This is a genomic window from Microcoleus sp. LAD1_D5, from assembly GCF_036702115.1.
GTDB lineage: Bacteria > Cyanobacteriota > Cyanobacteriia > Cyanobacteriales > Microcoleaceae > Microcoleus.
In genome coordinates this window covers 1-24,808 of record NZ_JAUBSA010000080.1, presented here as the reverse complement: position 1 = coordinate 24,808, position 24,808 = coordinate 1, and the positions used below count along the sequence as shown (strand labels likewise).

Here is a 24,808-nt window from a genome sequence, read left to right as displayed (position 1 = left end):
ACACGTTGTCAACGCCGAACGCGAGTCAAAGTCTTTTGAGGTAAGGGTTTTAGGCTTATTCAGCAAGCCCTACTTAACAGCTTATTACGCAGCAACTGGCAAAGTAATCACAAATTCCGTGCCCGGTCCTATTTGAGAATTTACCTCAATTTTGCCTTGATGCTTGGCAAGGATTTGATAGGAAATAGCCAATCCCAATCCAGTACCTTTGCCGATCGACTTTGTAGTAAAAAACGGGTCAAATATCTGTTGGACACTGGCGGACGCAATTCCCGGCCCGTTATCCCGAATCTTGACGGTGACAGTATTGTCCGCCGTAACTTCCGTGCTAATCCAAATCGTTGGCGCATAGCCTTTGTCTCCCTTTTTTACCTCCTCCAGCGCATCTATGGCATTGCTGATAATATTCATAAATACTTGATTCAGTTGGGCTGGATAGCACTCAACAGCAGGCAACTTGCCGTATTGTTTAATAACTTGAATACCTTGTTTGAGCCGGTGATTGAGAATTACGAGGGTGCTGTCTATTCCTTCGTGAATGTCGGCTAATTTCATTTTTCCGTCGTCAGATCGCGAAAAATTCCGCATGGATACGACAATTTCACGGATGCGATCGGCTCCCATTTTCATCGAAGAGAGGGTTTTTGGTAAATCTTCTCTGAGAAATTCGAGTTCAATGTCTTCGATGCGCTCTAAAATGGCATCTGGTGGGTTGGGATAATATTCTTGATAGAGAGTTACCAAATCTGCCAAATCTTCGATGTATTGGTTGGCATAGTCAATGTTGCCGCCGATGAAGTTGACGGGATTGTTGATTTCGTGGGCGATCCCTGCAACCATTTGACCGAGAGATGACATTTTTTCGGTCTGAATTAATTGGGATTGAGTTTGTTTTAGTTCTTGTGTATATTCGCTAACTCGCTGAATCAATTGATTGAAAGAGGCCGCTAAAACTCCGATTTCGTCGTCTGTTGTGACTGGTACTTGCAGGTTAAAATTGGATTCGCGAGTGACTTGCTGAGCAAAATTAGTAACGGTTTCGAGGGGTTGGGCGATCGCGCGGCTGGTTTTGTCCGCTAGCACGACGGCGATGAGTGCTGAAATTAGCATACTCCCGATAATAATTCGGTTTCGCAAATTTTCAGCTTGTTCTAATGCTTGGATTCCTTGCTGTTTGTGAGTTTCTACTGTAGAAATTAGCTCGGTTAAACTCTGAGCAAGGTTATCTAGTACGATCGCTTCTTGGCCACTGCTAGTCCTCAACATTTGTAGCTGTGCGGATTCGAGGCTGTTGGGCTGCAAATTCCAAACTTCCGCTTCTTTTAACTGCAATTTAATTAGCTGACCGTAGTAATCAATGACGAGGGCAGATTTCTTCAAGAGAGCCTGCAATGTAGCCTCTTCTGTTGCTAGTCTATCGGGATTTTCTCGTGCGAAAGATTCAATTTCTGAAAGCAGGATTTTCGCCTGATTGATTTGCCCGAGAAAGCGATCGTGTTCGTATTGCAGCCACACGGCGTTTCCCAAAACGACTGGCAATCTCGCCGCGTGCGATCGGGCTTCAAATACGGTATTTTGCAAATTTTGCAGCATTTGCTGCTGCTGCCCAGCAACATTTACCTGAACTAAAGCTTGCTTGCGAAAGTAGTCTCCCAATCTCAGTCCCGCACCAGTTCCCAAAATCGCTATGCCTATAGCTAAAGCATAGCCATAGCTAATTTTTTGACCGATCCGCAAATGGTTAACTCCTCCCTTTAGCCCAGTTAAATTAATAGATGAATGCTGTAACAAGTTTTTTTTAGCAGAGGTTTCTTGCTCTACTGTGCTATCTAGGGACTGAGTGTGGGTAAATAATAACATTGGCAGTTCCTCCCAAACAAATCAGGAGTAATTGAGCGAAGAAAAGCAGAATGCACTTATGCTGAAGGCGAAAAACAGTTTTGAGTGTTTAATTTTGAATTGGGAAATCTTTAACTCAAAACTTAACTCTTCCCCTAGTATCTCTGTTTTTAGACTAGAGTGCTTGTGATCTCTATCAACAATCTATGTGATTATACGCAAAGTTACAAAACTTATGATTACAGCGATTAGTATTTCTAGTCAGTTGGGACACAAGGCCCAACTACCGATTCTCCCCGTTTTTCTTTTTCTGCCAGTTCTAGGTTTAATTCCAGCACTTTTGCTAAAATATCGTCGCTGTCAGTAAATCCGTAAGCTTGCATTACTTGTCGATCGAGCTTAGCATGAAGTTTAAAGAGCTGACTTGTTGGTTCTTCAAAAAATTTATTGTAAAGTTGAGTAATTCCCCACTGCTTGGCTGGCATTTGTTGAGTGCGGTATTGATGCAATTCGACCGCCGTTGCCCGAATTTCCTCTACTGATTGACCAGTCGGTGTCTGCGGAAATGGGAAAGTTTCAAAGCAGGTATTGTGGGTGTAAGCGATATCTGCTTTGAGAGTGGATTTTTGAGCGTGCATCCAAATTCGGTGAACTTTAGATGTTAGGATGCCAAAAACATAAAAATCATCAGAAGCAACGACTTTAGTTTTATTTCCGGGCAGCCATTCACAACAGCAAGGAACGAAAACAGCCCATTTGGATACCTCTGGAACTGCAAAGTAGTGAGATAAAGGGGCGATCGCCTTTCTCATTTCTGAACGCGATCGCAAAAATTTCCACCAGTACATTCGGGATCGTGCATCTCGATTATTATCCCGTTCGAGCTTTACATTAGCTTTCACATACTCAAAAGGCAGCACATATTCACTCGCTTCTTCAATGCTCATATCATTGAAGTCAATAATCCAGCGTTCCGGCATACCGTTAGGATTCTTTGCTAGATTTGCACCCATTGAAAAAAATTTAAGAACCTCTTGATTTTTCGCATCTGATTTAATCCAATCATTAACCTGTTGTTGAGTAACGATAAAGCCCATGCCCACCGGAATTACACCTTGAAAGCATTTGTTTAAATTCGCTGACAACCGGGCAGCTTGAGAAACATCAATCGTAGCTTGCAACGAAGAGTTGATACTAGAAACCGCGAGGTTATCTAAATAATAAAGTTTCGGCTTTTCCTTGCTCCAGTTAATCAAACTAACATGAACCTTAGCTTCCCCCGACCAAGGCTGAGTAGAAACGGCTGCATAAATGTGACCGCCATTCTGCGCGACATAATCTAAAGCAGCAGCACGACTTTTACCTTGACTAATTGAATTAGTAGCAACTAAACCAGCCCTGCCATTGAGTTCTAAATTATTGTGAGCAATGCGAAACCAATAAGCACAAAAATCAACCGAATCTTTCACATCAGGAAAACGTTTAAACACGCGGTCAATATATTCATCTCCCAGGGCAATCCTCATGTGCTTTCCGCCTAAAAACGGAGGATTGCCGATAATCGCGTCAGCCTTCACCCAATCAGTAAATAAAGCATCAGCATAGACAATATTTTTATCCAAAGTATCTAAAGGCAGAGAAGGTTCTTTCAATCCTAAATTATCGATCGCCACCTTGCGGCCAATCATCAGCGTCACCCGCGCCAACTCCACTGCAAACGAGTTAATATCCATGCCGTAAAATTGCTGCGGCGTGACTAAATTCATATAACCTCTTGTACCGTCGAACTCGTTTAGCTTATCTAAAAGTAACTTTTCAACTTGCTTAAGTTCCTGATAAGCTACATACAGAAAATTACCCGAACCGCAAGCCGGATCTAGGACGCGATAGCGACCTAATTGTTGGTGCAGATTTTGCAGTTTGGCTACGGTATTTGCAGCGTTAATTCGCTCTTCCCAGTAATAGCTAATTGTGGGCAGAACAATGCGGCGAATGTCTCCCTCTGTAGTAAAGTGAATCCCGTAAGCGCGGCGCTGTTTTTTATCGGTTTTCAAAGCCGATTCAAAGATATTGCCAAAAATAGAAGGGCGTACCTGACTCCAATTTTGTTCGGCACAAACTTCTAATATTTTCAACTCTCCCTGTTGCAGTTCAATGGGGTGTATTTCCGAAAATAATCCGCCGTTGAAATACTCGACTCCTTCATAACGTCCTGCGGGCGTGACTCCGTGCTGATTCATGGCTTGAAATAAGCCGCCCAAGACATCGTAAGAACTTGCTCCTTCCAGACAATCTTTGACGCAGCGAGTAAAGAGTGCCGGCGGCAAAAGTCCCCTATCTTCGGCAAACATTGCTAAGACGCACTGCAACACAAATCGCTGTGCCTGAAACTGATTAAATTTAGCAAATTTGCGCTCTTGGCCGCGATCGATTAGCATTTCCAGCAGCATCCCCATTCTGCTAGCAGCCTTTTCGGTAATCTCGACTTGGTTGTTTTTGAATATGGGGCGGCGGCTGGTAGATTCCATGAAGGCAAAAGCGGGCGATCGCGCGGGCAATTGCTTTAGGGATATAATGTCTACAGGCTGATCCGGCTGAAGGTCGAAATCGTAAATGTGAAACTCGTCAAAATTGCACATCATCACGTAGCGCGGGCGATCGTCTTTTTTGAGGCGAATATAATAGCGTTCTGTTTGGGTGCGGTGTTCTCTTTTAGTCAAATCTTCACCGCGCTTTTTCATTTCAATCAAAACGTGCTTTTTCCACACCAAATCAGCAAATCCCATTTGACCTTTTTTGCTACTTTTCTCTATGCGTTCCTCATAGGTTGCGCCTGCTTCTAATGCCCCATCGTGGCCGAAAGCCCGAAAGAAGCGGTCTAAAAATACCTGTGCTTGTCCTTTTTCATCGCCTGTAATGTGTTGTTGGCAGTAGGTAACGAATTTCTGGAGGCTTTCAGGGGTTGCTGGCATGGGAGGATAATTTAAAACGCATATTAATTAGTATAATCTGCTATCTTGTATTATTGTTATCTTTTGTCATAGACCGCTAGGGAATTCATTCCCTGGCGGAATGTTGGGTAGCGGGTAGTAATACTATATTGTTAATAATCTTTATTATTCAATCCTAAAAATCTGTGATTCAAAACTCGACTGACACACCTACAAATAACATTCAAACTGGATGGCACGGTCGCCTGAATTTAGCCTACGCTAACTGCGGTGGCGCAACTCAAATCATTCACAATCAAATGCAAGCGCCCCTCAAGGTGCAGCGCCCGTTTTATCCTGAAGGGAAAGACGTTTGTCACAGCGTCATCTTGCACACGGCTGGGGGAGTTGTCGGGGGCGATCGACTTTCCAGCCATTTTCACCTCCAACCCAACGCCAAAGCCTTGATTACCAGCGCCGCCGCTGGTAAAATCTATCGCAGCAGGGGACTAGAATCACAACAAAATATCGACATCCAACTAGAAGCCGGTGCTAGTTTAGAATGGCTGCCACAGGAAACAATAGTTTTTGACGGCGCAATATATCGGCAAAATTTGCGGGTAGACTTAGCACCAACAGCGAGGATTTTACTGTGGGAAATTACCAGATTTGGACGCAGTGCAAGGGGCGAAAAGTTCTTGTCTGGAGAATGGCGATCGCACACCGAAGTTTGGCAACAAAACAGCCCTTTATGGATTGACAGACAATTGCTCAAAAGTCGAGAAAAAATGCTCGAAAGTCCTCACGGCCTCGCAGGAAAACCCGTAGTCGCCACCCTAGCTTGGGTAGGCGAACCTGTTACAGCCGAACTCGTGGAAAAAGTGCGAAATTTGCCATCCGAGGCAACAATGTATCCTGGTAATTCCACAGTCGGCGTGACTCGTATTCCTAACGGTTTGCTGTGCCGATATCGCGGTACATCCACAACTGCAGCTAGAGACTGGTTTGTCAACATTTGGCAGTTGCTGCGCTTGTCTTTTTCACAACGCCCTTGCTGTTTGCCCAGAGTTTGGATAAAATAGGATGATCATTGAGTTTCAATGTATAGTTGCCCTCCTAACTAGATTATTCATCTCTCTCTTCTCTCTCTGCGCCCTTTGCGGTTAAATCATTCACAAACAACCGTAAAAGATATTATCATAATCAAATAATGCGATCGCCCTTACCCCAATAAAAATGCAACTCACCCCCCAAGAAAAAGACAAGCTGCTGATTTTCACCGCCGCCCTGGTAGCAGAGCGCCGGAAACAAAGAGGTTTAAAATTAAACTATCCAGAAGCACTAGCCTACATTTCCGCCGCCATTTTAGAAGGAGCCAGAGACGGCCTCACCGTCGCCGATTTAATGAGTTATGGAACCACTCTTTTGACGCGGGAAGATGTGATGGAAGGGATACCAGAAATGGTGCATGAAGTCCAGGTGGAGGCGACTTTTCCCGATGGAACTAAACTCGTTACACTACACGATCCGATCCGTTAACAAATCAACCACAGAGACTCACAGGAAGAAAAAATGATTCCAGGAGAAATGATTGTTTCAGCAGGCGAAATTGAACTAAATGCAGGTCGTAAAATCGTGTCATTGGTGGTAGCAAATAAAGGCGATCGACCTATACAAGTTGGCTCGCACTATCACTTTTACGAAGCTAATGAAGCCTTAGAATTTAATCGAGAACAAGCAAAAGGAATGCGATTGGATATCCCCGCAGGTACAGCAGTCAGGTTTGAACCGGGAGATGAAAGGGAAGTGCAATTAGTACCTTTTGTAGGTAGTCGTCAAGTCTACGGCTTTAATGGAAAAGTGAACGGTCATCTGGATGCTGAAGTATGAAGCCCGATGACCGTTCACGATTGTTGAGTTTTGAATTTGAAACTTTTTAATTTCAAAGTTCTGCCAGTTTCCAAAAAGAATGCAACTGTAGGAAATATCCACACCATGATAGTAATAAGTCATCCGCAATCCCCAATCTAACATGGTGTCATTTCCAGCCCTATGCCTGGAGAGTGACAAAGCCCTCTCACAACTTTTTCTCTGCCTTGTGTATAAGTGCCTTCGGGCTTTCTTTTGTTAGTTCAATCTCCGACTTTTGAGCGAGTTTAAATTTGCAGTTTGCATCTACAGTGGTTGTAAAAACTGCAAAGATATACAGCACAAGCGCGTGATGAACCCACAATTGGTTGACCACATAAAACAGATGTTGAAGCAGAGCTTGCTGGCAACATCAAGGCGTGTCTGGAGAACCCCGTTAGATCGGCGCACCAGCATCAAATTGTTAGATGACAGCATCGTTTACAAAAAGCAGCACGAACCCCTCAATATACCCGCATTAGCCTCGGTAAATAAAGTGCCTTCTCGGTTTTTTGCCACTGAAAAAACCGTGTCTTTTGACCCAGATTATGTTTGGAAGATTTCCCTGAATCAAAAAATAAATTCTCTAACTATTTGTACTTCGGGCAACACGCTGCTGAATAACAAGTTGCTTTTAGACTTGGATTTTCGCATTAGCGGTGCGGGCATTCTGGAATGGCCTTACAAACCTAACAAAATTACCTATACGCTGGTAGTTGCTCCTTGGTCGCATTTGTGGTGTAGTTATTATGATTATGTCATTTTTGTGCTGGCTAAACTTTGTCGAATTGAGGAGGCTTTAGGTAAAGAAATTTGGCGACAAGCCAAAATTTGTTATCCTTTACGGCATACAGATTTTGAGTTGGGCTTTATGACCAAACTCGGTATTCCTGAAAGTTCACTAATCGACACTCGGGCTAGAGATACGGGATATCATGCAGAAAGTGTTGTGGTGGGAAACAATCAAGACTGGTATTTTCCCAGTCCTTACGATATAGAGCTTTTGCGGAAAAAATTCTGTCTTAAGGAAAAGGTAAAGCCTTATAGAAAACTATATTTGTCTAGAAGTGGCCGGCGTCAGGTTAAAAATGAAGTACAAGTGCGAGAGGTTTTGAAAGAATTTGATTTTGAAATTTTGGAAGATATCTCGCGCACTGTCGATGAACAAATTCGTCTGTTTGCAGAAGCCGCGGTGGTTGTCGGCCCTCACGGGGCTGGTTTTACAAATTTGCTGTGGTGTCAGCGAGGAACGAAAGTATTAGAATTCTTTTATGGAGGGTACACTCCGCCATATTTCTATTACATTTGCCAGCTATTGGGATTAGAATACTCCCGTATGGTTGATGACAACAATGTAGGGGAAGATTGGAGTTTCATTGGCATGGATATGACGGTAGATGTGGAGATTTTGAAAAGGGAAATCCAGAAAATGCTGGAGTAAATTTGCCGCTTCATAGCATTTTCGATTTGCGATTGGGAATAATTGATGACGATGGGCGTTTAAAGCTTGCTTAATGTTGGATTTTTTTTACTAATCTCAGAGTGAGGAACTAGCCTCATAGTATAATTCAAGTGGGTCTCAAATGCTAACTAAAAATTTATTAATATTAGGAGCGAGCATGAGTTACAGAATGGATCGCCGCGCTTACGCGGAAACCTTCGGGCCGACGGTGGGCGATCGCGTCCGGTTAGCCGATACAGAATTATTCATTGAAGTTGAACAAGACTTCACAACCTACGGGGATGAAGTTAAATTTGGTGGTGGCAAAGTCATCCGCGACGGTATGGGACAATCGCCTATTTCTAATGCTGACGGCGCTGTTGACACGGTAATTACTAATGCTTTAATATTAGATTGGTGGGGAATTGTTAAAGCAGATGTCGGCATTAAAGACGGCAAAATTTACAAAATTGGTAAAGCCGGGAATCCTTATATTCAAGATAGGGTAGATATTATTATCGGGCCTGGTACTGAAGTAATTGCGGGCGAAGGAATGATTCTCACCGCTGGGGGAATTGACACTCACATTCACTTTATTTGTCCGCAGCAAATTGAAGTGGCGATCGCCTCCGGCATCACGACAATGATCGGGGGTGGCACAGGCCCTGCAACGGGTACAAACGCCACAACTTGTACTCCGGGGCCCTGGCATATGTACAGAATGCTGCAAGCTGCTGACGCTTTCCCCGTAAATCTAGGGTTTTTAGGTAAAGGAAATACCAGTCAACCCCAAGCATTAATTGAACAAATATTAGCAGGTGCAATGGGTTTGAAACTCCACGAAGATTGGGGAACTACACCAGCAACGATCGATACTTGTTTGAGTGTAGCTGACGAGTACGACGTGCAAGTTGCAATTCACACGGATACTCTCAATGAAGCGGGATTTGTGGAAGCTACAATTGCGGCGTTTAAGAATCGAGCTATTCATACTTACCATACCGAAGGTGCTGGTGGCGGACACGCACCGGATATTATTAAAGTTTGCGGCCAAGCTAATGTTTTGCCTTCGTCAACTAACCCGACTCGCCCTTACACTGTCAATACTTTAGAAGAACATTTAGATATGTTGATGGTTTGCCACCATTTGGATCGAGGCATTCCTGAAGATGTGGCTTTTGCTGAATCGAGAATTAGAAGGGAAACTATTGCTGCTGAGGATATTTTGCACGATTTAGGTGCGTTTAGTATGATTTCTTCTGACTCGCAGGCGATGGGAAGAGTTGGGGAAGTGATTATTCGGACTTGGCAAACGGCTCATAAAATGAAGGTTCAAAGGGGAATTTTGAACGGGCAAGATGCCCGTTCCACAGGTGATTTAGACGGGCAAGATAGCCGTTCCACTAGGGGAGAGAATGACAATTTTCGGGCGAAGCGGTACATTGCAAAATATACAATTAACCCGGCGATTACTCACGGAATTAGTCAGTATGTAGGTTCGGTGGAAGAGGGGAAATTGGCGGATTTGTGTTTGTGGCGACCGGCTTTTTTTGGGGTGAAACCGGAGTTGGTAATTAAAGGAGGGGCGATCGCCTACGGGCAGATGGGAGATGCTAACGCCAGCATTCCCACGCCACAACCGGTGCATATGCGGCCGATGTTTGGCAGTTTTGGCGGGGCGATTGGCGCGACTTGTCTGACGTTTGTTTCTCAGGCTGCGTGCGATCGAGATATTGCCGCACAGCTCGGTTTGCAAAAGCCCACTGTAGCAGTTTCCGGGACGCGACAAATTAGTAAAAGAGACATGAAACTCAACGATTATTTGCCACAAATGGAAGTCGATCCAGAAACTTATGAAGTCAGGGCGGATGGGGAATTGTTAACTTGCGAACCGGCAACAATTTTGCCAATGGCGCAGCGGTACTTTTTGTTTTAACTGATATCTTGCACCATTGTCAGCAACAGGCAAGATGCCTGTTCCACAATAAAATTTATATTTTGTGGAACAGGCATCTTGCCTGTTCATAAAAGGCTAACTGACACTTGTGCAATATCTCAGTTTTAACCGATTATACAATCATGTAGGGGCGGGTTTTACAAACAATATTTGCCAAAAATAGACAATCTCAAAAACCCGCCCCCACCCAACAGCAAATCTTCATCTTACTTCATTCTGGATTTGATTTCGTGTTAGAATAATTGAGCGATCGCACTATCAAACCCTGGCACACAAACCAAAAATAAAGTGCAATATTAATCCCGCTCAACAGCTTCGGTATTCCCTCCAGCAAGCTCGAAACAATCTCGTTTTTTAACGGCAGCGCTTCTGCAAAAAAGGCAACAAATAGCAAACCAACGCCACTCAGCAGTAAAGCATAGGGAGTCGAGCGAATTTGTCTCCGAAAAGCTAATCCGTATGCAATTGCCAGCACGGCGTAAAATATGACAATTGTCACTTTCGGAAAACCCGCACGTCCCAGATGAACATGGGTGCGAAAAACTTCATTGAACAGAAAGCAACCCGCAAACAGTGCCGAATATAAAATAAATCGATTTTCTGGGCGCTCTGGTTGAATAATTCTCAGCAATCCAAAGGTAAAAGCGCACACCATTACCGATAAATAAAATAACATTTGAAACGCCAAGAAAAAGAAACCTGCACCCGGATACGTGGCAGAGCAAGGCGGCAAAAATAACCCTTTTACCGAAGAACCGAATAAATTCAGACACGCCGTCACTATCCCAACTAGCACTAAAGTTACACTATTGAACAAAAAAACTGTTTTATAATTTGCCATAATTAATAACTAAAAGCTAACAACAGTATATTGCGCGTCAAACCATTTTTTGCTAGGGCTTGTGCATGGGGGTTCAAAAACCGGGTTTTTTACGAAAATACTGCGTTGTGACCCGCAGATTCGGTAAAAAACCCGGTTTCTCTGTCGGAGTGCGTAAGTCCGGATCGTCTTCTTTGAGTAAAGGTGAGATATTCGGTGAAAGGACAAAGCATTGCTGTGTTTCTACAGCAGGCAATTGAGAATCTACAGATATTTAAACAGAGACGAAATCTTCAGGGCCGATGAGATTGGGAGCAACACCTGTCAAAGCAGCTAAAATTTCACCGCTGCTAGCTAATCCAATTAATGTGCCGTTAGTTCCAGCGGAAATTGATAGCTGTCCGAAGGTCAAGCCGTTGATTAATTGAATGGTATCTTGAGCGTTGCCGAAATCAGAGATTGTATCAACTCCCAACCCCGCAGCTAAAACAAATACATCTTTGCCCGCGCCACCGACTAGAATATCGTTGCCCAAGCCGCCGTTGAGGGTGTCAAAACCTTTTCCCCCAGACAGGTTATCGCTACCGTCGCCACCATTGATGATATCGTTGGCCCGCAAACCAGTCAGCACGTCATTGCCTGCCAAACCGTTGATGATATCGTTGCCGGGAGTGCCAGTCAGGTTGTCGTTGCCGTCCGTGCCGTTGATGACGTTTGGAGGGTTATTGCTGCCACCTGGAGTGCTGCCGATGTCAGAAACAAAGACATCCTTAGCATTGTTCGTGTCTCCCGGCACGAGGTTGGAGGCATCAGATTCAAACGACACTTTCTGTCCGTTCGCCGAGACTTTCGGCCCGTTCGCCGGGATGGCGGAGATGTCGGCGGAGAAGCTGTTCCCCTGATTGCCTGCTGAGTCTATAGAGACGCGGGTAGTGGTATTGGTTAACAAGTCCCGCAGGAAGATGTCGGTTTGATTGTTAGTATCCCCCGGCACCAGGTTGGAAGCATCAGAGTTAAACGCCACAAACCGCCCGTCGGCTGAGATGGAGGGAGCAGCGAAGGAGGTTTTGTCCCCCTGATTGCCTGCTGAGTCTACAGAGACGCGGGTGGTGGTATTGGTTAACAAGTCCCGCACGAAGACATCCTGAGCATTGTTCGTGTCTCCCGGCACGAGGTTTGTTGCAGAAGAAGTAAACACCACAAACCGCCCGTCGCCTGAGATGGAGGGATAGAGGGAGCTGCTGTTCCCCGGATTGCCTGCTGAGTCTACTGAGACGCGGGTAGTTGTATTGGTTGACAAGTCCCGCACGAAGATGTCGCCAGCATTGTTAGTATTCCCCGGCACGAGGTTTGTTGCAGAAGAAGTAAACGCCACAAACCGCCCGTCGGCGGAGATCGAGGGGAATAGAGAGAAGTCGTTTGCCTGATTGCCTGCTGAGTCTACAGAGACGCGGGTGGTGGTGTTGGTGAGCGTGTCCCGCACGAAGATGTCGCCAGCATTGTTAGTATCCCCCGGCACGAAGTTGGTGGCATTAGATTCAAACGCTACAAACCTTCCGTCGCCTGAGATGGAGGAATAGGTGACGCTACCGTTCCCCGGATTGCCTGCTGAGTCTACAGAGACGCGGGTAGTTGTATTGGTTGACAAGTCCCGCACGAAGATGTCATAGAGATTGTTAGTATCCCCCGGCACGAGGTTGAAGGCATTAGATTGAAATGCTACAAACCGCCCGTCGGCTGAGATGGAGGGAGAGAAGGAGAAGCTGTTCCCCGGATTGCCTGCTGAGTCTACTGAGACGCGGGTGGTGGTATTGGTGAGCGTGTCCCGCACGAAGATGTCGCTGCTACCGTTAGTATCCCCGGGCACGAGGTTGAAGGCATTAGATTGAAATGCTACAAACCGCCCATCGGCTGAGATGGAGGAATTGTTGGAGAAGCCGTTCGCCTGATTGCCTGCTGAGTCTACAGAGACGCGAGTAATAGTCATAAGTCCTTACACTAAAATTGCAAATTTGCTAAATAGACGAGAGTTTTGTCGCTCGGCCGAAGCTTCTGACAAAACAGATTCCCGCGGTTGTAGGGCGATCGACTAATGTTTCTGAATAGTTGCTGCCTATTTTTTCTAGGCTATTATCTCATTTGGGTTGGCTGTTGAAGTCAAAATTTGCTCAACCTGAGCCGGAGTTAGATTCGGATTGGCATTCAAAACTAAAGCCGCTACACCCGCCACGTGAGGGGCTGCCATCGATGTGCCGCTGTAGGTTTCGTAGGTGTTATAGGGAGTTGTAGAAAAGATGTCTACTCCCGGTGCAATTAGGTAATCCAAAGGTCGGGAACCTGCACGGTTAGAGAATTCATCCATCCTGCCATTTATATCAATTCCTCCTACGGCAATTCCGAAGCTATCGGCATCTCTAGCAGGATAAGCTGGTTCGCTAAAACCATCATTTCCTGCTGCCATGACGACAACCACTCCTTTGTTAGTTGCGTACTGAATTGCCTCATCAACCTCCATGCTAGGCGACCAGCCACCAATACTAAAGTTAATTACATTAGCTCCATTATCAGCAGCATAGCGAATTCCAGCAGCAAAATTATTGAAGTTCCCATAGCCAAATGCCGGCAAAACTCTTACAGGCATAATCTTTGCATTGTAGGCAACTCCAGTTATGCCAAAATCATTTCGTTCGGCCGCGATCGCGCCTGCTACGTGAGTCCCATGACCGTCCCAATCCATTGGGTTGTTGTCGTTCCACACAAAATCCCAACCCTGAATATCATCAATATATCCGTTGCGATCGTCGTCAATACCGTTATTGGGAATCTCACCCGCATTCTGCCAAATATTGGCATCTAAATCGGGATGGGTGTAGTCAACACCGCTATCGACAACAGCGACTACGATGCCATTTCCGGTAATTCCCCCCTGCCAAACTTCCGGCGCATTTACCATCTCTCTTGCCCAATCATTCCCGCCCAAATTAGGAACTTCGGGGAACTTAACTGGACTGTTAAAAGTGCGGGCTACTGCTGCATTTGCATCCACTAAACCGTATCCGTAATTGCTGCTAAAACCAGTACCAGGCGTGGCAGCAAGATTCAGGTTGTAATTCTTATAGTCAAAGTAACTATAAACTGCGACATAGTAATCTCCAGGAGTCAGGTTGAAGAAATTTATCTCGCCGGATGCACCTGCTGAGGCATAATCGCTGCCAAGAAGTTCATCATAATCAGCCTCACCGTTGCGATTTTTATCTTGAATTAACTCGATCCCTGCCCCATTCAAAACATCGATACGTAAGCTTAAATCGCTATTGTTGTTAATAGTAAAGCGGTAATAATCCTCGTTGTCGTCAACTCCTACAAAATCATTGAAGGTGAAGCGATTGTTATCAGCAACACCAATATTGCGTGCAGTGGCTAAGGAGTTGTCTGGGTCTGATAAATTCAACTGATTAGCCGTTCTCGTTCCTGTGAGGGGATCTGTGCCCACAGTCATGGCTTCTGAGTTTGGTTGTTGTTGAGCTAAAGATGTACCGCTAGCGGCTGGATCGCTGCCTGAGTCACTGAAAATCTCGCTATTTTGAGATACTATAAAATTTGCTATTTGTTGTTCGTTGCTGCCGATCGCGCTCGCTTTCAATTTAGCCGTGTTAAAGCCGTGGGTTGGGATGCTACCATTAAATTGACTGGATGCAGTGAAAAAGTTAAGCTGACCGCTGTTACCAAAGGTTGTTAATGCTGCTGTGAGCTGCTGTTGGCGATCGATTGCAAATATACCGAGCGTACTTTCCATAAATTCACTCCAGATAATTTGAGATTCACTTGTGTTTAGGGGAGACAATGCTTGATTTTAAATTAATTAAGATTATTCCAGATGCGAGATGATAAGTCAATTCATAAATTCATTGCTTGAGTTCATAAAAGTCATAACCCTAATTTCATAAAAGTCATATTTTTCGGCAAGTTATGCCGTTTCAAGCTGAAGCTGTTGTTTTTGCGTCAAAACCATCGCTATGTGTTTTTCGTAATAGGCCGCTTCGTTAATGAATACAGGGAAAACAGTAGATTCTCCTTGATAGGGGAGTGATTCTCCCGTAAATGTGAGAAACATCGGTTCACCGGGATGTAATGGTTCATAGTCTTTGAACTGAAGTTGGGGATGGATCGCAGCTTGCAGTTCACCTACTGAATTTCTGGGATAGTCTACTGAGCCGATCGCCTGATATACAGTTAAATATGATGGTATATGAAGCGGCTTTCCCCGATTTTGTGCGTCGAGATAATCCAGAATGGCGTGAACCAGCATTTCGGTTTGCTGAAGCTGACGGGCGTTAATGACTCCCTGGGCGATCGGCCCAACTTCTATGGTGCCACCGAAAGCAGAGAGCGATCGAAGCATTGGGGCATCCTGACCAGAATGCTCTCCGAAACAAACTCGCAGTGAGGGCTCGATCTCACTCAAATAAGCTAATAATTGCAAATTGAATGGATGTTTGCTAGATGGTAAAATTGTCAGCCCCATGTTGGCCGTTGTGCTGTGAAGGTCAACGATCACATCAGCCCCATGTTCGTCTTTCGGACATAGTTGGGCGGAGATTTCCTTAGCACGTCTGTTCTCGTAACCCATCAAATCTGGGTTAGACAAATCTTCCTCGGCAAAGCAACGGTTCAAATCGCGATCAACATAACGCCGATTGGACTTTACCGCTTGAGGATTAGCTAATAGAGTAACCACCTCAAAACTCGATCGTTTCAGTAAGTCTGGGAATTGTTGAAACTTCTTAATCAGAAAAACCCCAGTCAACTCGTTTCCGTGGGTTCCTCCCACAACTGCAACTCGTCGAATTACTTGCGAAATCATGAATAATCCTCATTAAGCAATACTTAAATGGGTATTTCGTGCCGAAATTTATAACTATTACTTTCAAGATAAAGAAGTTATTGCTATATGTCAAATACTTTTTTATATATAACAATATACTTAAAAAATATAGTATTTAATCCCCGTTACAAAAGAGAATGTAACTGTAGGACCGTGCTCCAAACCATGATAGTAATCATTCATTCCCAATCGTTCTATTCTCAAATCTAAAATCTAAAATCGTATAACCTATGGAACTTCGCCATCTTCGTTACTTCATTGCAGTGGCAGACGAACTGAGCTTTAGCCGTGCTGCAGAGCGATTGCACATTGCCCAACCCCCCCTAAGTCAACAAATTAAAGATTTAGAGGCTGAACTGGGTGTGAAGCTATTCGATCGCAAAACTCTCCCAATTCAGCTAACCCCAGCAGGACAGGCGTTTTTAGAAGAAGCTCGCGCAACTTTGGTACAGTTAGAACAAGCGGTACATAAAACCCAGCGCATTCATCAGGGTGAATTGGGTTATTTGACGGTGGGTTTTCCCAGTTCGATCGCGAATGGTGTCTTTCCAGAGATGCTGCGAACTTTTCGACAGCGATATCCAGAGGTAAAACTGATTTTGCAGGAAGAACATAGTGCTTCCCTAATTCAGAGGTTGCGCGATCGCCAGACTGATATCATTTTTCTCTATCTCTACCACGATATTTCTGAAGCCAATGATTTAGAAACGATGTCTCTCACGCAAGAACCACTTGTCGTCGTTTTACCCAAAAACCATCCGCTTACAGCCCAATCCAAAATTTCGCTTTCCGACCTAAAGGATCAAGAATTTGTAATGCCCCTTCATCAGATTGTGGCTGGCTTATCTGAGGAAATTTACCATGTATGTTCGCAAGCAGGGTTTGTTCCTAAAGTTGCTCAAACAGCCGTCTTTATGGTCACAATTTTGGGATTAGTCGCAGGCGAAACAGGTATCAGCATTCTGCCATCTCACGTACAGAATCTTCAACGCGAAGGAGTGGTATATCGTCAGATTCAGGAACAAACGACAACCACTCAATTAACTGCTGTTTGGCGGCATAATCATTCGTCCACCATTTTGCAGCAATTCCTCAATATTATTAAAACCCTCTCAATTTATAGCAATCCTAAATGATTTGTGAGAAACAGGCATAGGTAAAAAGCTTTGAAAAGTCAAGCAATTAAGGTGCCTCGCCATTAACAATCTGCAAGTTTTATCCAATATCTCGCAGATCCGCACCCTACAGATTAACACCACACAATATAGCTGCTACTGTAGTTCATGAAGCTGGAATATGCTGTATTAACTGTTACTTGCCGCAATTGGCGAAAGTAGAAAACAGGTTAAATTTTGTAACTCTCCACGCTTGTCATGTCTGCCCGCCAGCAAAAAGACAGTACCTAGTTATGCTTTTATCGCTGTCAACATAACTTTGCCAACTTCATGCAGCAACTGTTGGAAACTCCCCTGGTATAGGGATTACTTGCGAACTCATGTTCCATCCTACTTGCTTGCTAAAATTTTGAATTTGACCTTCACAAGTTCGCCAACTAGAACCGCCGAATTTCTGTCAAATTTATAACTGCGAAGTCAATCCATATTTGCCATCCATTGCTGGATTGCATCCACATCCCATCCGCGCGCAGGTTAGGACAAAACTGATTCGCGCGGGTGTATGGCGATCGACTAATATTTCTGAATAGTGGCTGCCTATTCTTTGTAGGCTATTATCTCATTTGGGTTGGCTATTGTCGTCAAGATATACTCAACTTGAGCCGGAGTAAGAGTCGGGTTGGCATTCAAAACCAAAGCCGCTACACCCGCTACGGAGAGTCTTAATCGCTTGGTAAACTCAATTTTAATACCTGTCCAACTGATACCTCATGCTTGTGCGTCGCTACTACCACGGCACCTTCTAATCGCGGATCGTAACATCCCACCCAAGCCGCAGGATGACATTCGTGCACTAAATACCCGTACAGCCAAATTGCTCCTCTACCTTCAATAACAATTCCTTGGCTCAATTGAACGTCTTGAGGAAGTTTCAAACCTTGTAAATCATCGGGTGTGATGATACCGTCTTGAGTTGTAATTCGCAAGCGCAAATGTTGGTAAGCTAAACCGTCTTGAGTTTGATGGGAGATTATTTTTAATTCAATAGGATTCATTGGATGCACAAATGTTGAATGCTGCGATAAAATCATATACCTTTTAGGGTAAATTGGGAATCAGATCGCCAACTTTGAGTCCCAATTGGGCCGCCCTTCCGCCTCTGAGTTCAATAACTCCGTCAACGGGAACATCCGGGCCGTAGTTGGGGCAGGTTTCGCTGAAACACGGCGGTACATTAGGAATTATCGCCTGCACGACGCCTTCCCGCAGAAAAACCATATCGAGCTCAATCAACACGTTTTTCATCCAAAAACGCACGTTTCGCGGGGGTTCGATGGGGAAAAACATTCCTCTGTCATCCGGTAATTCTGTGCGAAACATTAAACCTGTCGCTTGTTCTTGGGGAGTTTGCGCCACTTCCAGTCCGATCGCGCGATCGGCTATAATCGTGTTAACCGAAATTGGCAAAAGCTGACCCCTATCTATCCCGCCAAACAGCGACATAAAGTTTGATTCAGTCAGATTAGAATTTCCCGAAACAACTCCTAAATAATTACCAGAGTTTTTATCTTTCATAATAGTTTGGTTATCCGCAACAGAAAGATCCAAATCGCTAAACTTCATGCCATCGGTCAAGACAATTTTATCATTGCCGTTGCCAAAATCTGTAATTATATCTGCTTCAGTAATAGTAGAGGCGGCGGCGGTTTTTTCCATCACAAATAAATCCTCCCCCGCGCCTCCTGTCAAGATATCCCCGCCTTCGCCGCCTATTAGCAAATCGTTACCCCGATCGCCAAAAATCCAATCGGAGTCTTGTCCTCCATAGATTGTATCGCTTCCTTGCCCGCCAGACAGCGTATCAGCGCCTTCATTTCCTGCTAACAAATCATTTTCCCGATCGCCAAAAATTCGGTCGTTTCCCCCCAAACCTTGAATAGTATCATTACCTGCAAATCCTCTCATCGTATCGTTGCTGAGAGTTCCCAGGAGAAAATCGAAGCCGAAAGTACCGTCGATGTTAACCATTTTGCGTTTAATGATGCGTTTAATATAAGGAAGATTTGGCGATCGGCATCCGCCAACCAGTACCAAAAGCTCGATCGCTAATTTTCAAACCCGGGGCTGCTTGCCGCCGTTTAAACTCCGCTTGCCTCACTAATTTTACTACACGTTTAACCACGGCTTCATCGTATCCTGCAGCCACAATTTTTTGGGCAGATTCGTGATGTTCGATCAACCGCTGCAAGATGTCATCCAAAACATCGTAATCCGGCAAAGAATCTTGGTCAATTTGGCCAGGTTTCAGTTCAGCACTCGGCGGTTTACTAATAATATTAACCGGGATAATTTCCTTTCCCAAGTTTACCTGATTTTTAATCTTCTCACTCCCAGAATTCAGCCACCTACAAAGCGAATAAACGCGAGTTTTCGGCACATCAGAAATCACCGCCAATCCTCCATTCATATCGCCGTAGAGAGTGCAGTAACCCACCGCCATTTCCGACTTATTCCCAGTCGAAAGCAGCAAATGTCCGAACTTATTAGAAATTGCCATCAACAAATTGCCTCGAATCCGCGATTGAATATTTTCCTCAGCAATCCCGAAAGTTGTATTGACAAACAAATCGGCGAGAGTGCGATCGTAAGTTTTCATCAAATCGCCGATCGGCAATAGTTCGATCGCAACGCCCAGATTTCGGGCTAATTCCAAAGCATCATTAACCGAATGATCCGAACTGTAAGGAGAAGGCATCAACACCCCTAGAACATTTTCGGGCCCGATCGCGCAACTGGCGATCGCAGCCACCAAAGCTGAATCTATCCCGCCACTCAAACCGAGTACAACCTTATAAAAACCGCACTTGCGGACATAATCTCGCACTCCCAAAACCAAAGCCGCCCAAATTTCGGCATCTCCTTCTGCCGGATGGAAACTTAAATCTGTTGTGGATCGGGCATCTTGCCCGATCCCGCCGCTGCCAATTAAATCTTGTTTATTTTCGTCATATTCCAGCACCGCAAAATCCGTTTCAAAAGAACCTAATACCTGAATCAAATCACCCTTTCGATTCACACCAAAACTGCTGCCGTCAAAAATAATATCATCATTTCCCCCTACCTGATTAGCGTAAATAATCGGTATCCCGCAGCGGATGACGCTGTGCTGCAACATCGCCGATCGCACTCCCCGCTTCCCCGCAGAATAAGGCGATGCCGACAAATTCAGCACTAAATCTACACCCAATTTTGCCAAATCGGAAACAGGATCGCCTGCGTAGCTGCGTTTACCCCAAAACTCCTCATTGTTCCACAAATCTTCACAAATTGTCACGCCGATTTTGACTTCGCCAATAGAAAAGTAATTGCTGTTTTCGCCCGGTTCAAAATATCTATCTTCATCAAATACATCATAAGTAGGCAACAAGCGTTTATGAAAAACTTGTTTGACGGCGCCATTTTGCAACAAAACAGCGCTATTAAACAATGATTTTCCGCCGAGTTGAACAGCATTAGCATTAGGTAATGCCGTGCCTACTATGACTGCCAACTCCGGTGGCAAAGCTTGCGCCAGTTGCAGCAACTGTGCACCTGCATCTGCAATGAAACTCGGATTGATTAACAAATCGCGCGGCGGATAACCGATCAGGGAAAGTTCCGGTGTTAGCAATAAGTTTGCGCCCTCAACCTCAGCTTTTTTCGCTGCCTCCAGAATTAGGTTGGAGTTGCCAAAGATATCACCGATAGTAGGGTTGAGTTGTGCGATCGCAATTTTCATATCACCAAATCACTTAATAAATATTGCTAACAGTCCGCCCGCGCGGACTCACTTTCCTATAGTCCTAGATTTGAATGTAGCGAAAGATTAATCCGATTTGTAATGTTTCAACTCTTCCTCAGTATAATAATTTACCAAATCCCGGTAAATATTTTCAACCACATCAGGATTCAAACCCGATTCTTGAGCCCACTCGCGCCGCTTCTGTAACATATCGTGAAAGCGCTCGAACGATCTAACGCTAGCTTCACTCGTTTTGAACCTTGCTGCAGCGATGACGTATTGAAATCTCTTGCTCAAAGCCTCGATCACTTCTCGATCGATAATATCAATTTCCTCCCGAACTTCGTGAATATTAGCGCATTCATCAGGGTCTTTCATAGTCTGCACTCCTTAATAGCTTCTATTCTAATGTTACTAAATTGCTCCCCGAATGTCATCCAAGGAACAGCTAGATAAACACCAGTGGCTTATTTTTGAAAGGAGCAAAAGCGGCCGCATCAAAGCGGTACAAACTAGCAGGGCGGCCCGCCCCGCGCGAAACCTTAACCCCGGTATCGCACAAAAAACCCAATTTTAACAATCGAGATCTAAAATTAGAATAATCAGAAAAACTTTCCCCCAAAATAGTTGTATAAAGCTGATACAAATCGCTCAAAGTAAAAAGCTCCGGCAAAACTTCAAAAGCTACCGGACTGTATTCAAGTTTGTTACGCAGTCGGCGGTATCCGTATTCGAGAATTTGATTGTGATCGAAGGCCAGCTTAGGAACTTGTTGCACGGGATACCAAGCAATGCCGCCGACGCGGTGGCCCACACCCGCCACTACACTCCCAGCAATTAACTCAGCTTCCTCAAAGCGAACCAAAGCAAAATAACTAACCGAAAGATAACGATCACCCCTGGTAATTTCCCGAGGATCGCGCCCCGGTTCTCCGAAAGTATACAATTGCTCCAGATACAAATTTTTTACCCGAATTTTCTCAGACAAAATCCGGTAAGCCGCATTTTCAAGAGACTCTCCGTCCCGCACCAAAGTACCAGGAAGACTCCAAGAATCGATAAACGGTTCGTCTTGCCGCATTACCAACAGTACCAACAAGCGGTTCTGCACGGCATCGACGGAGAAAATCACATTATCTACTCCTACTTTAAAGTCCGCTAATGAGCAACCTTCGCCCTTTTTCGTGCCTCGTGCCATGCGTACAAATGCTCCCTATTTATGTAATCTTCGATGGTCGGAGTCAGGGCTTGGGTGTCTCCTGTTTCCCGATAGAAGGTAGAAGAAACATTGGGAGCATTCAAAGATGCGATCGCCACGTCTGCACCCATGCGCCTCAACTGCCACAAATCTAATTGTTCTGACGGATAACCCGGTCGCGGTACTATCAGCAGATCCACTTGTTTTAACAATTGTTCAAATTTGTACCAGCGAGACAGTTGCCCTACCAAGTCGGAACCTATTACCAGTGTCAAATCTGCATCCGGCCACAGCAATCTTGCTTGTTCCACAGTTTCTAGCGTCCTCGGACTGCTGAGCTCTGGATGCAAGCAAAGATTGTGTCTCGGCGAATTAATTTCTTGAATCATTAACAGCAGCATTGCCGATCGGTGTTCTAGAGAAGTTTGGTGCGACTTAAAAGGATTGTCCGACGCCCAAACTGCTACCCAATCAAAATGTTGGGAAAGCCAACTCAGAATTGTTTTGTGTCCTGCTGTGGGTGGATCGGCACTGGTTCCAAAAAGAGCAATCTTCTGCATAGGTAATTGTTGACTGTTGACTGTTGACTGTTGATTGATGACTACTGACTAATGACTACTGACTACTGACTCTTTTTGGTTTTTTGGGTGAGACTCTGCAAATCTGTAGAAATTTCCATCGGCGGCGAAATCGGGTTGTCAAGTTGGCGAGTTTCGGGTCGAAGACTGGCGACAGAAGCCGCAGTTCGTTTGGCAATATCCTCCAAACTTTCCTGGTTCTGGACTCGTTTGCCATCCTTGACAACCAATTTCATTAATGGTACATGAGAATCGCAATTCTTAATATTTTCTCCTGACAATCCCAAACAATCTCCGAGAATTTGCCCATTTTCAATATGTCTAAAAATTTGCTTTCTTCCTGGATATGTTACCTTGCCACTTGCCTCTTTCATCACCGGAATCCCGCCAATTTCCACCAACTTATAAACACCGTTCACAGGGGAACCGCTGACCAACTTTGTTCCCAAACCGTAACCGTCAATGCAAGCACCGCTACTTTTTAATTTAGCAATTTCTCGATCGTCCAAATCGCCGCTAGCAAAAATTGGAACACCCGGAAGGATCGATCGAACTTCCCGAGACAGCACCGCCAAATCGCCCGAATCCAGCCGCACGCCTTCCAACTGCATTTCACCGCTGTTTACTCGATCGGCCAACATCCGCGCCGCCGCCACAGTATCATAGGTATCGATCAGCAGCGGCGCCCCCGGAAAATAGCGGTGAAAAGCTGCAAACGCCTGATTCTCGCTGCCTTCGAGGGCGGCAACAGCCATCACCAAAGCATGGGCGATCGTACCTACAGGTTTGCGGCCCAACTTCAAAGCAGCCAAAACATTAGAAGTTCCGTCGAACCCCGCAGCCAGAGCCGCCCTAGCAGCCCACACAGCAGCTTGAGGCCCAAAAGCCCTGCGCGTCCCGAATTCCAGCAACTTAGCCTCCGGGCCCGCCACATCGCGCAGCCGCGCTGCCCGCGTCGCAATCAAAGTTTGATAATTTATGGCATTCAATAAATAAGTTTCCACTAACTGAGCCTGCCACAGAGGAGCCTCAATTCGCAGCAGAGGCTCGTTGGCAAACACCGCCGTCCCCTCCGGCACCGCCCAAACATCGCCAGTGAAACGGGCTGTGGCGAGTAAAGTCCAAAATCGCTCTCCTGCGCCGGCAAAAATCCCAGTGGACTGCAAAGCCTCAATTTGCGCCGGCGAAAACCGAAATTTTTCCAAATAATCAATAACTTGCGCCAAACCCATCGCGATCGCGTAGCCAAAACCTTCTGGCAGCCTGCGGGCGAATAATTCAAAACTCGCGGCCCGCCCGTCGAGCCCTTCCCCGACATAACAAGCGGCCATCGTTAGCTGGTAGAGATCGGTCAAAAGGCTGTAATCTGCTGAGGAAACCGTTAGTTCCCGGTCTTCTAAGATTTCTTCAAAACCTGTGAGCTGCAGGCTTTCTGTGGTAGTTTTCATAAGAAAAACCCCGGACAAACTTCTTTTTTTAAATTATAGTAACAAATACCATATCTTTTTGTAAATATTTGATGAAGATTGCAGATATTTGTCGGAAAAATTCGCTGATTATGGCCTTTAATAGCGGATTTCGGTTAATTTGTACATTAATTTTATGGTAAAAACCATATAAATTCTTAATTTAACAAACTCAGGAATTAACCACAAACACTCAAGCGTTCCGGGTTTTTTGCGAAAATATTTCCTTGCAGCCTTTGAATAGAGTTAGAAAACCCGGTTTCTGAGTGTCGTGAGGGCGATCACGAGTGCTTGAGTTGAGCCAGGAAAAATCTACCAGCAAAAGGTCGATCGTCCAAAAATGCGTAATTCCTAAAACCTTCAGCTTGCTTCTATGTTGCAGACCAATAAGTAATTCAAATAAATATTGCTAAACTCATCCACAGCCCAAAAATCAGAGTAATATTAAAAGTATCAGAACTCAGACAAGAGAGGCAGATTCTATGAATCTTTCTAAATCTTTGGCAAACGCGATGCGTTACGTTTCGGAAGCAGCGGTGCGGATTTTTAGCCCCAGCGATGACAACTATCCAAATAGTGGAGTTCAACCTTTTGAGGGTAAGCTCTCCAAAAGCTCTAAATCGAGAAAATGAGCAGCCATTCAAGCAGTTTCTAGCGAGTTCGGGACAGGCATTCAGTTTAACAGTCAACAGTTAACAATTAATTGTTGACTGTTAACTTTTGACTTTTGACCGTTAATAGTAATTGTAGGTGGGTTTCCCTTCCTTCTACCCCACCTACAATTACCAATCACCAATTACATTGAACTTCCACAATTCAATACTCCGGACAGTTTTTAAAGAGGGATGCGACGCCTACGGCAAGCAACGCTTACGCAATAAATCACAGAA

General features: G+C 44.9%; 20 protein-coding genes. 7 read left to right on the top strand and 13 right to left on the bottom strand.

Features of this window, described 5'->3' with window-relative positions; translation table 11 throughout:
• Positions 1 to 84 precede the first annotated feature (84 nt).
• Positions 85 to 1,860, bottom strand: coding sequence for an ATP-binding protein (locus tag QUA70_RS24155; RefSeq protein WP_333350399.1), 1,776 nt, complete (start codon positions 1,858 to 1,860; stop codon positions 85 to 87).
• Positions 1,861 to 2,096: 236 nt separating this feature from the next.
• Positions 2,097 to 4,811 carry a DNA methyltransferase gene (locus QUA70_RS24150; RefSeq protein ID WP_333350401.1) on the bottom strand — a complete coding sequence of 905 codons (2,715 nt, stop codon included), beginning with the start codon at positions 4,809 to 4,811 and terminating at the stop codon, positions 2,097 to 2,099.
• A gap of 164 nt (positions 4,812 to 4,975) precedes the next feature.
• Here QUA70_RS24150 and QUA70_RS24145 point away from each other — a divergent pair, with 164 nt between their 5' ends.
• The 5 genes from QUA70_RS24145 to ureC all read left to right on the top strand — a co-directional run bounded on the left by QUA70_RS24145 (position 4,976) and on the right by ureC (position 10,054).
• Positions 4,976 to 5,851, top strand: coding sequence for an urease accessory protein UreD (locus tag QUA70_RS24145; RefSeq protein WP_333350403.1), 876 nt, complete (start codon positions 4,976 to 4,978; stop codon positions 5,849 to 5,851).
• A gap of 154 nt (positions 5,852 to 6,005) precedes the next feature.
• Positions 6,006 to 6,308: an urease subunit gamma gene (ureA, locus tag QUA70_RS24140; protein ID WP_333350405.1), complete on the top strand. Its 303-nt coding sequence runs from the start codon at positions 6,006 to 6,008 to the stop codon at positions 6,306 to 6,308.
• Positions 6,309 to 6,341: 33 nt separating this feature from the next.
• Entirely contained in the window at positions 6,342 to 6,659 is a 318-nt protein-coding gene (locus QUA70_RS24135; RefSeq protein WP_333324161.1) for an urease subunit beta, read from the top strand.
• Between the two features lie 364 nt (positions 6,660 to 7,023).
• Positions 7,024 to 8,118, top strand: coding sequence for a glycosyltransferase family 61 protein (locus tag QUA70_RS24130; RefSeq protein ID WP_333326298.1), 1,095 nt, complete (start codon positions 7,024 to 7,026; stop codon positions 8,116 to 8,118).
• Positions 8,119 to 8,296: 178 nt separating this feature from the next.
• Positions 8,297 to 10,054 carry an urease subunit alpha gene (gene ureC, locus QUA70_RS24125; RefSeq protein ID WP_333326300.1) on the top strand — a complete coding sequence of 586 codons (1,758 nt, stop codon included), beginning with the start codon at positions 8,297 to 8,299 and terminating at the stop codon, positions 10,052 to 10,054.
• A gap of 232 nt (positions 10,055 to 10,286) precedes the next feature.
• Here the strand turns inward: ureC and QUA70_RS24120 are convergent, their stop codons facing one another.
• The 4 genes from QUA70_RS24120 to QUA70_RS24105 form a co-directional block, all read right to left on the bottom strand.
• Positions 10,287 to 10,916 (bottom strand): hypothetical protein, encoded by a 630-nt coding sequence (locus QUA70_RS24120; protein ID WP_333326302.1) that lies wholly within the window; start codon positions 10,914 to 10,916, stop codon positions 10,287 to 10,289.
• Positions 10,917 to 11,169: 253 nt separating this feature from the next.
• A complete protein-coding gene (locus QUA70_RS24115) occupies positions 11,170 to 12,882 on the bottom strand; it encodes a calcium-binding protein (RefSeq protein ID WP_333326304.1) in 1,713 nt (570 codons plus the stop codon).
• A gap of 135 nt (positions 12,883 to 13,017) precedes the next feature.
• The gene (locus QUA70_RS24110) at positions 13,018 to 14,691 is read right to left on the bottom strand and encodes a S8 family peptidase (protein ID WP_333350409.1); all 1,674 of its coding nucleotides are present in this window, start codon (positions 14,689 to 14,691) and stop codon (positions 13,018 to 13,020) included.
• A gap of 171 nt (positions 14,692 to 14,862) precedes the next feature.
• Positions 14,863 to 15,759, bottom strand: coding sequence for an aspartoacylase (locus QUA70_RS24105; protein ID WP_333326308.1), 897 nt, complete (start codon positions 15,757 to 15,759; stop codon positions 14,863 to 14,865).
• A gap of 251 nt (positions 15,760 to 16,010) precedes the next feature.
• On the opposite strand from QUA70_RS24105, the gene QUA70_RS24100 reads away from it, so the two are divergent.
• The gene (locus QUA70_RS24100; RefSeq protein WP_333326310.1) at positions 16,011 to 16,916 is read left to right on the top strand and encodes a LysR substrate-binding domain-containing protein; all 906 of its coding nucleotides are present in this window, start codon (positions 16,011 to 16,013) and stop codon (positions 16,914 to 16,916) included.
• Between the two features lie 701 nt (positions 16,917 to 17,617).
• Here the strand turns inward: QUA70_RS24100 and crn3 are convergent.
• From crn3 to QUA70_RS24065, 7 genes are all read right to left on the bottom strand, one after another.
• Complete coding sequence (gene crn3 / locus QUA70_RS24095) at positions 17,618 to 17,950, bottom strand: CRISPR-associated ring nuclease Crn3/Csx3 (RefSeq protein WP_242722629.1); 333 nt, start codon at positions 17,948 to 17,950, stop codon at positions 17,618 to 17,620.
• 43 nt (positions 17,951 to 17,993) lie between these two features.
• The gene (locus QUA70_RS24090; RefSeq protein ID WP_333350411.1) at positions 17,994 to 18,989 is read right to left on the bottom strand and encodes a DUF192 domain-containing protein; all 996 of its coding nucleotides are present in this window, start codon (positions 18,987 to 18,989) and stop codon (positions 17,994 to 17,996) included.
• On the bottom strand, positions 18,943 to 20,673 hold the full coding sequence (locus QUA70_RS24085; protein ID WP_333350413.1) for an NAD+ synthase: 1,731 nt from the start codon (positions 20,671 to 20,673) through the stop codon (positions 18,943 to 18,945). Before QUA70_RS24085 ends, QUA70_RS24090 begins: the two co-directional genes overlap by 47 nt.
• 87 nt (positions 20,674 to 20,760) lie before the next feature.
• On the bottom strand, positions 20,761 to 21,054 hold the full coding sequence (locus tag QUA70_RS24080; protein WP_333173470.1) for an isochorismate lyase: 294 nt from the start codon (positions 21,052 to 21,054) through the stop codon (positions 20,761 to 20,763).
• Positions 21,055 to 21,124: 70 nt separating this feature from the next.
• The gene (locus QUA70_RS24075) at positions 21,125 to 21,874 is read right to left on the bottom strand and encodes an NrtR DNA-binding winged helix domain-containing protein (RefSeq protein ID WP_333060254.1); all 750 of its coding nucleotides are present in this window, start codon (positions 21,872 to 21,874) and stop codon (positions 21,125 to 21,127) included.
• Positions 21,835 to 22,434, bottom strand: a complete 600-nt coding sequence (locus tag QUA70_RS24070; RefSeq protein WP_333350415.1) for a nicotinate-nucleotide adenylyltransferase — start codon at positions 22,432 to 22,434, stop codon at positions 21,835 to 21,837. The genes QUA70_RS24075 and QUA70_RS24070 overlap by 40 nt, the downstream gene beginning before the upstream one ends.
• A gap of 62 nt (positions 22,435 to 22,496) precedes the next feature.
• Positions 22,497 to 23,900 carry a nicotinate phosphoribosyltransferase gene (locus tag QUA70_RS24065; RefSeq protein WP_333350417.1) on the bottom strand — a complete coding sequence of 468 codons (1,404 nt, stop codon included), beginning with the start codon at positions 23,898 to 23,900 and terminating at the stop codon, positions 22,497 to 22,499.
• A gap of 500 nt (positions 23,901 to 24,400) precedes the next feature.
• On the opposite strand from QUA70_RS24065, the gene QUA70_RS24060 reads away from it, so the two are divergent.
• The gene (locus tag QUA70_RS24060) at positions 24,401 to 24,550 is read left to right on the top strand and encodes an isochorismate synthase (protein ID WP_333326324.1); all 150 of its coding nucleotides are present in this window, start codon (positions 24,401 to 24,403) and stop codon (positions 24,548 to 24,550) included.
• The last annotated feature ends 258 nt before the right edge of the window (positions 24,551 to 24,808 follow it).

Coding starts and splice junctions, on each gene's coding strand:
- QUA70_RS24155 (WP_333350399.1), bottom strand. CDS start 1,860: ATGTTATTATTTACCCACACTCAGTCCCTAGATAGCACAGTAGAGCAA.
- QUA70_RS24150 (WP_333350401.1), bottom strand. CDS start 4,811: ATGCCAGCAACCCCTGAAAGCCTCCAGAAATTCGTTACCTACTGCCAA.
- ureA (WP_333350405.1), top strand. CDS start 6,006: ATGCAACTCACCCCCCAAGAAAAAGACAAGCTGCTGATTTTCACCGCC.
- QUA70_RS24135 (WP_333324161.1), top strand. CDS start 6,342: ATGATTCCAGGAGAAATGATTGTTTCAGCAGGCGAAATTGAACTAAAT.
- QUA70_RS24130 (WP_333326298.1), top strand. CDS start 7,024: ATGTTGAAGCAGAGCTTGCTGGCAACATCAAGGCGTGTCTGGAGAACC.
- ureC (WP_333326300.1), top strand. CDS start 8,297: ATGAGTTACAGAATGGATCGCCGCGCTTACGCGGAAACCTTCGGGCCG.
- QUA70_RS24120 (WP_333326302.1), bottom strand. CDS start 10,916: ATGGCAAATTATAAAACAGTTTTTTTGTTCAATAGTGTAACTTTAGTG.
- QUA70_RS24115 (WP_333326304.1), bottom strand. CDS start 12,882: ATGACTATTACTCGCGTCTCTGTAGACTCAGCAGGCAATCAGGCGAAC.
- QUA70_RS24110 (WP_333350409.1), bottom strand. CDS start 14,691: ATGGAAAGTACGCTCGGTATATTTGCAATCGATCGCCAACAGCAGCTC.
- QUA70_RS24105 (WP_333326308.1), bottom strand. CDS start 15,759: ATGATTTCGCAAGTAATTCGACGAGTTGCAGTTGTGGGAGGAACCCAC.
- QUA70_RS24100 (WP_333326310.1), top strand. CDS start 16,011: ATGGAACTTCGCCATCTTCGTTACTTCATTGCAGTGGCAGACGAACTG.
- crn3 (WP_242722629.1), bottom strand. CDS start 17,950: ATGAATCCTATTGAATTAAAAATAATCTCCCATCAAACTCAAGACGGT.
- QUA70_RS24085 (WP_333350413.1), bottom strand. CDS start 20,673: ATGAAAATTGCGATCGCACAACTCAACCCTACTATCGGTGATATCTTT.
- QUA70_RS24080 (WP_333173470.1), bottom strand. CDS start 21,054: ATGAAAGACCCTGATGAATGCGCTAATATTCACGAAGTTCGGGAGGAA.
- QUA70_RS24075 (WP_333060254.1), bottom strand. CDS start 21,874: ATGGCACGAGGCACGAAAAAGGGCGAAGGTTGCTCATTAGCGGACTTT.
- QUA70_RS24070 (WP_333350415.1), bottom strand. CDS start 22,434: ATGCAGAAGATTGCTCTTTTTGGAACCAGTGCCGATCCACCCACAGCA.
- QUA70_RS24065 (WP_333350417.1), bottom strand. CDS start 23,900: ATGAAAACTACCACAGAAAGCCTGCAGCTCACAGGTTTTGAAGAAATC.
- QUA70_RS24060 (WP_333326324.1), top strand. CDS start 24,401: ATGAATCTTTCTAAATCTTTGGCAAACGCGATGCGTTACGTTTCGGAA.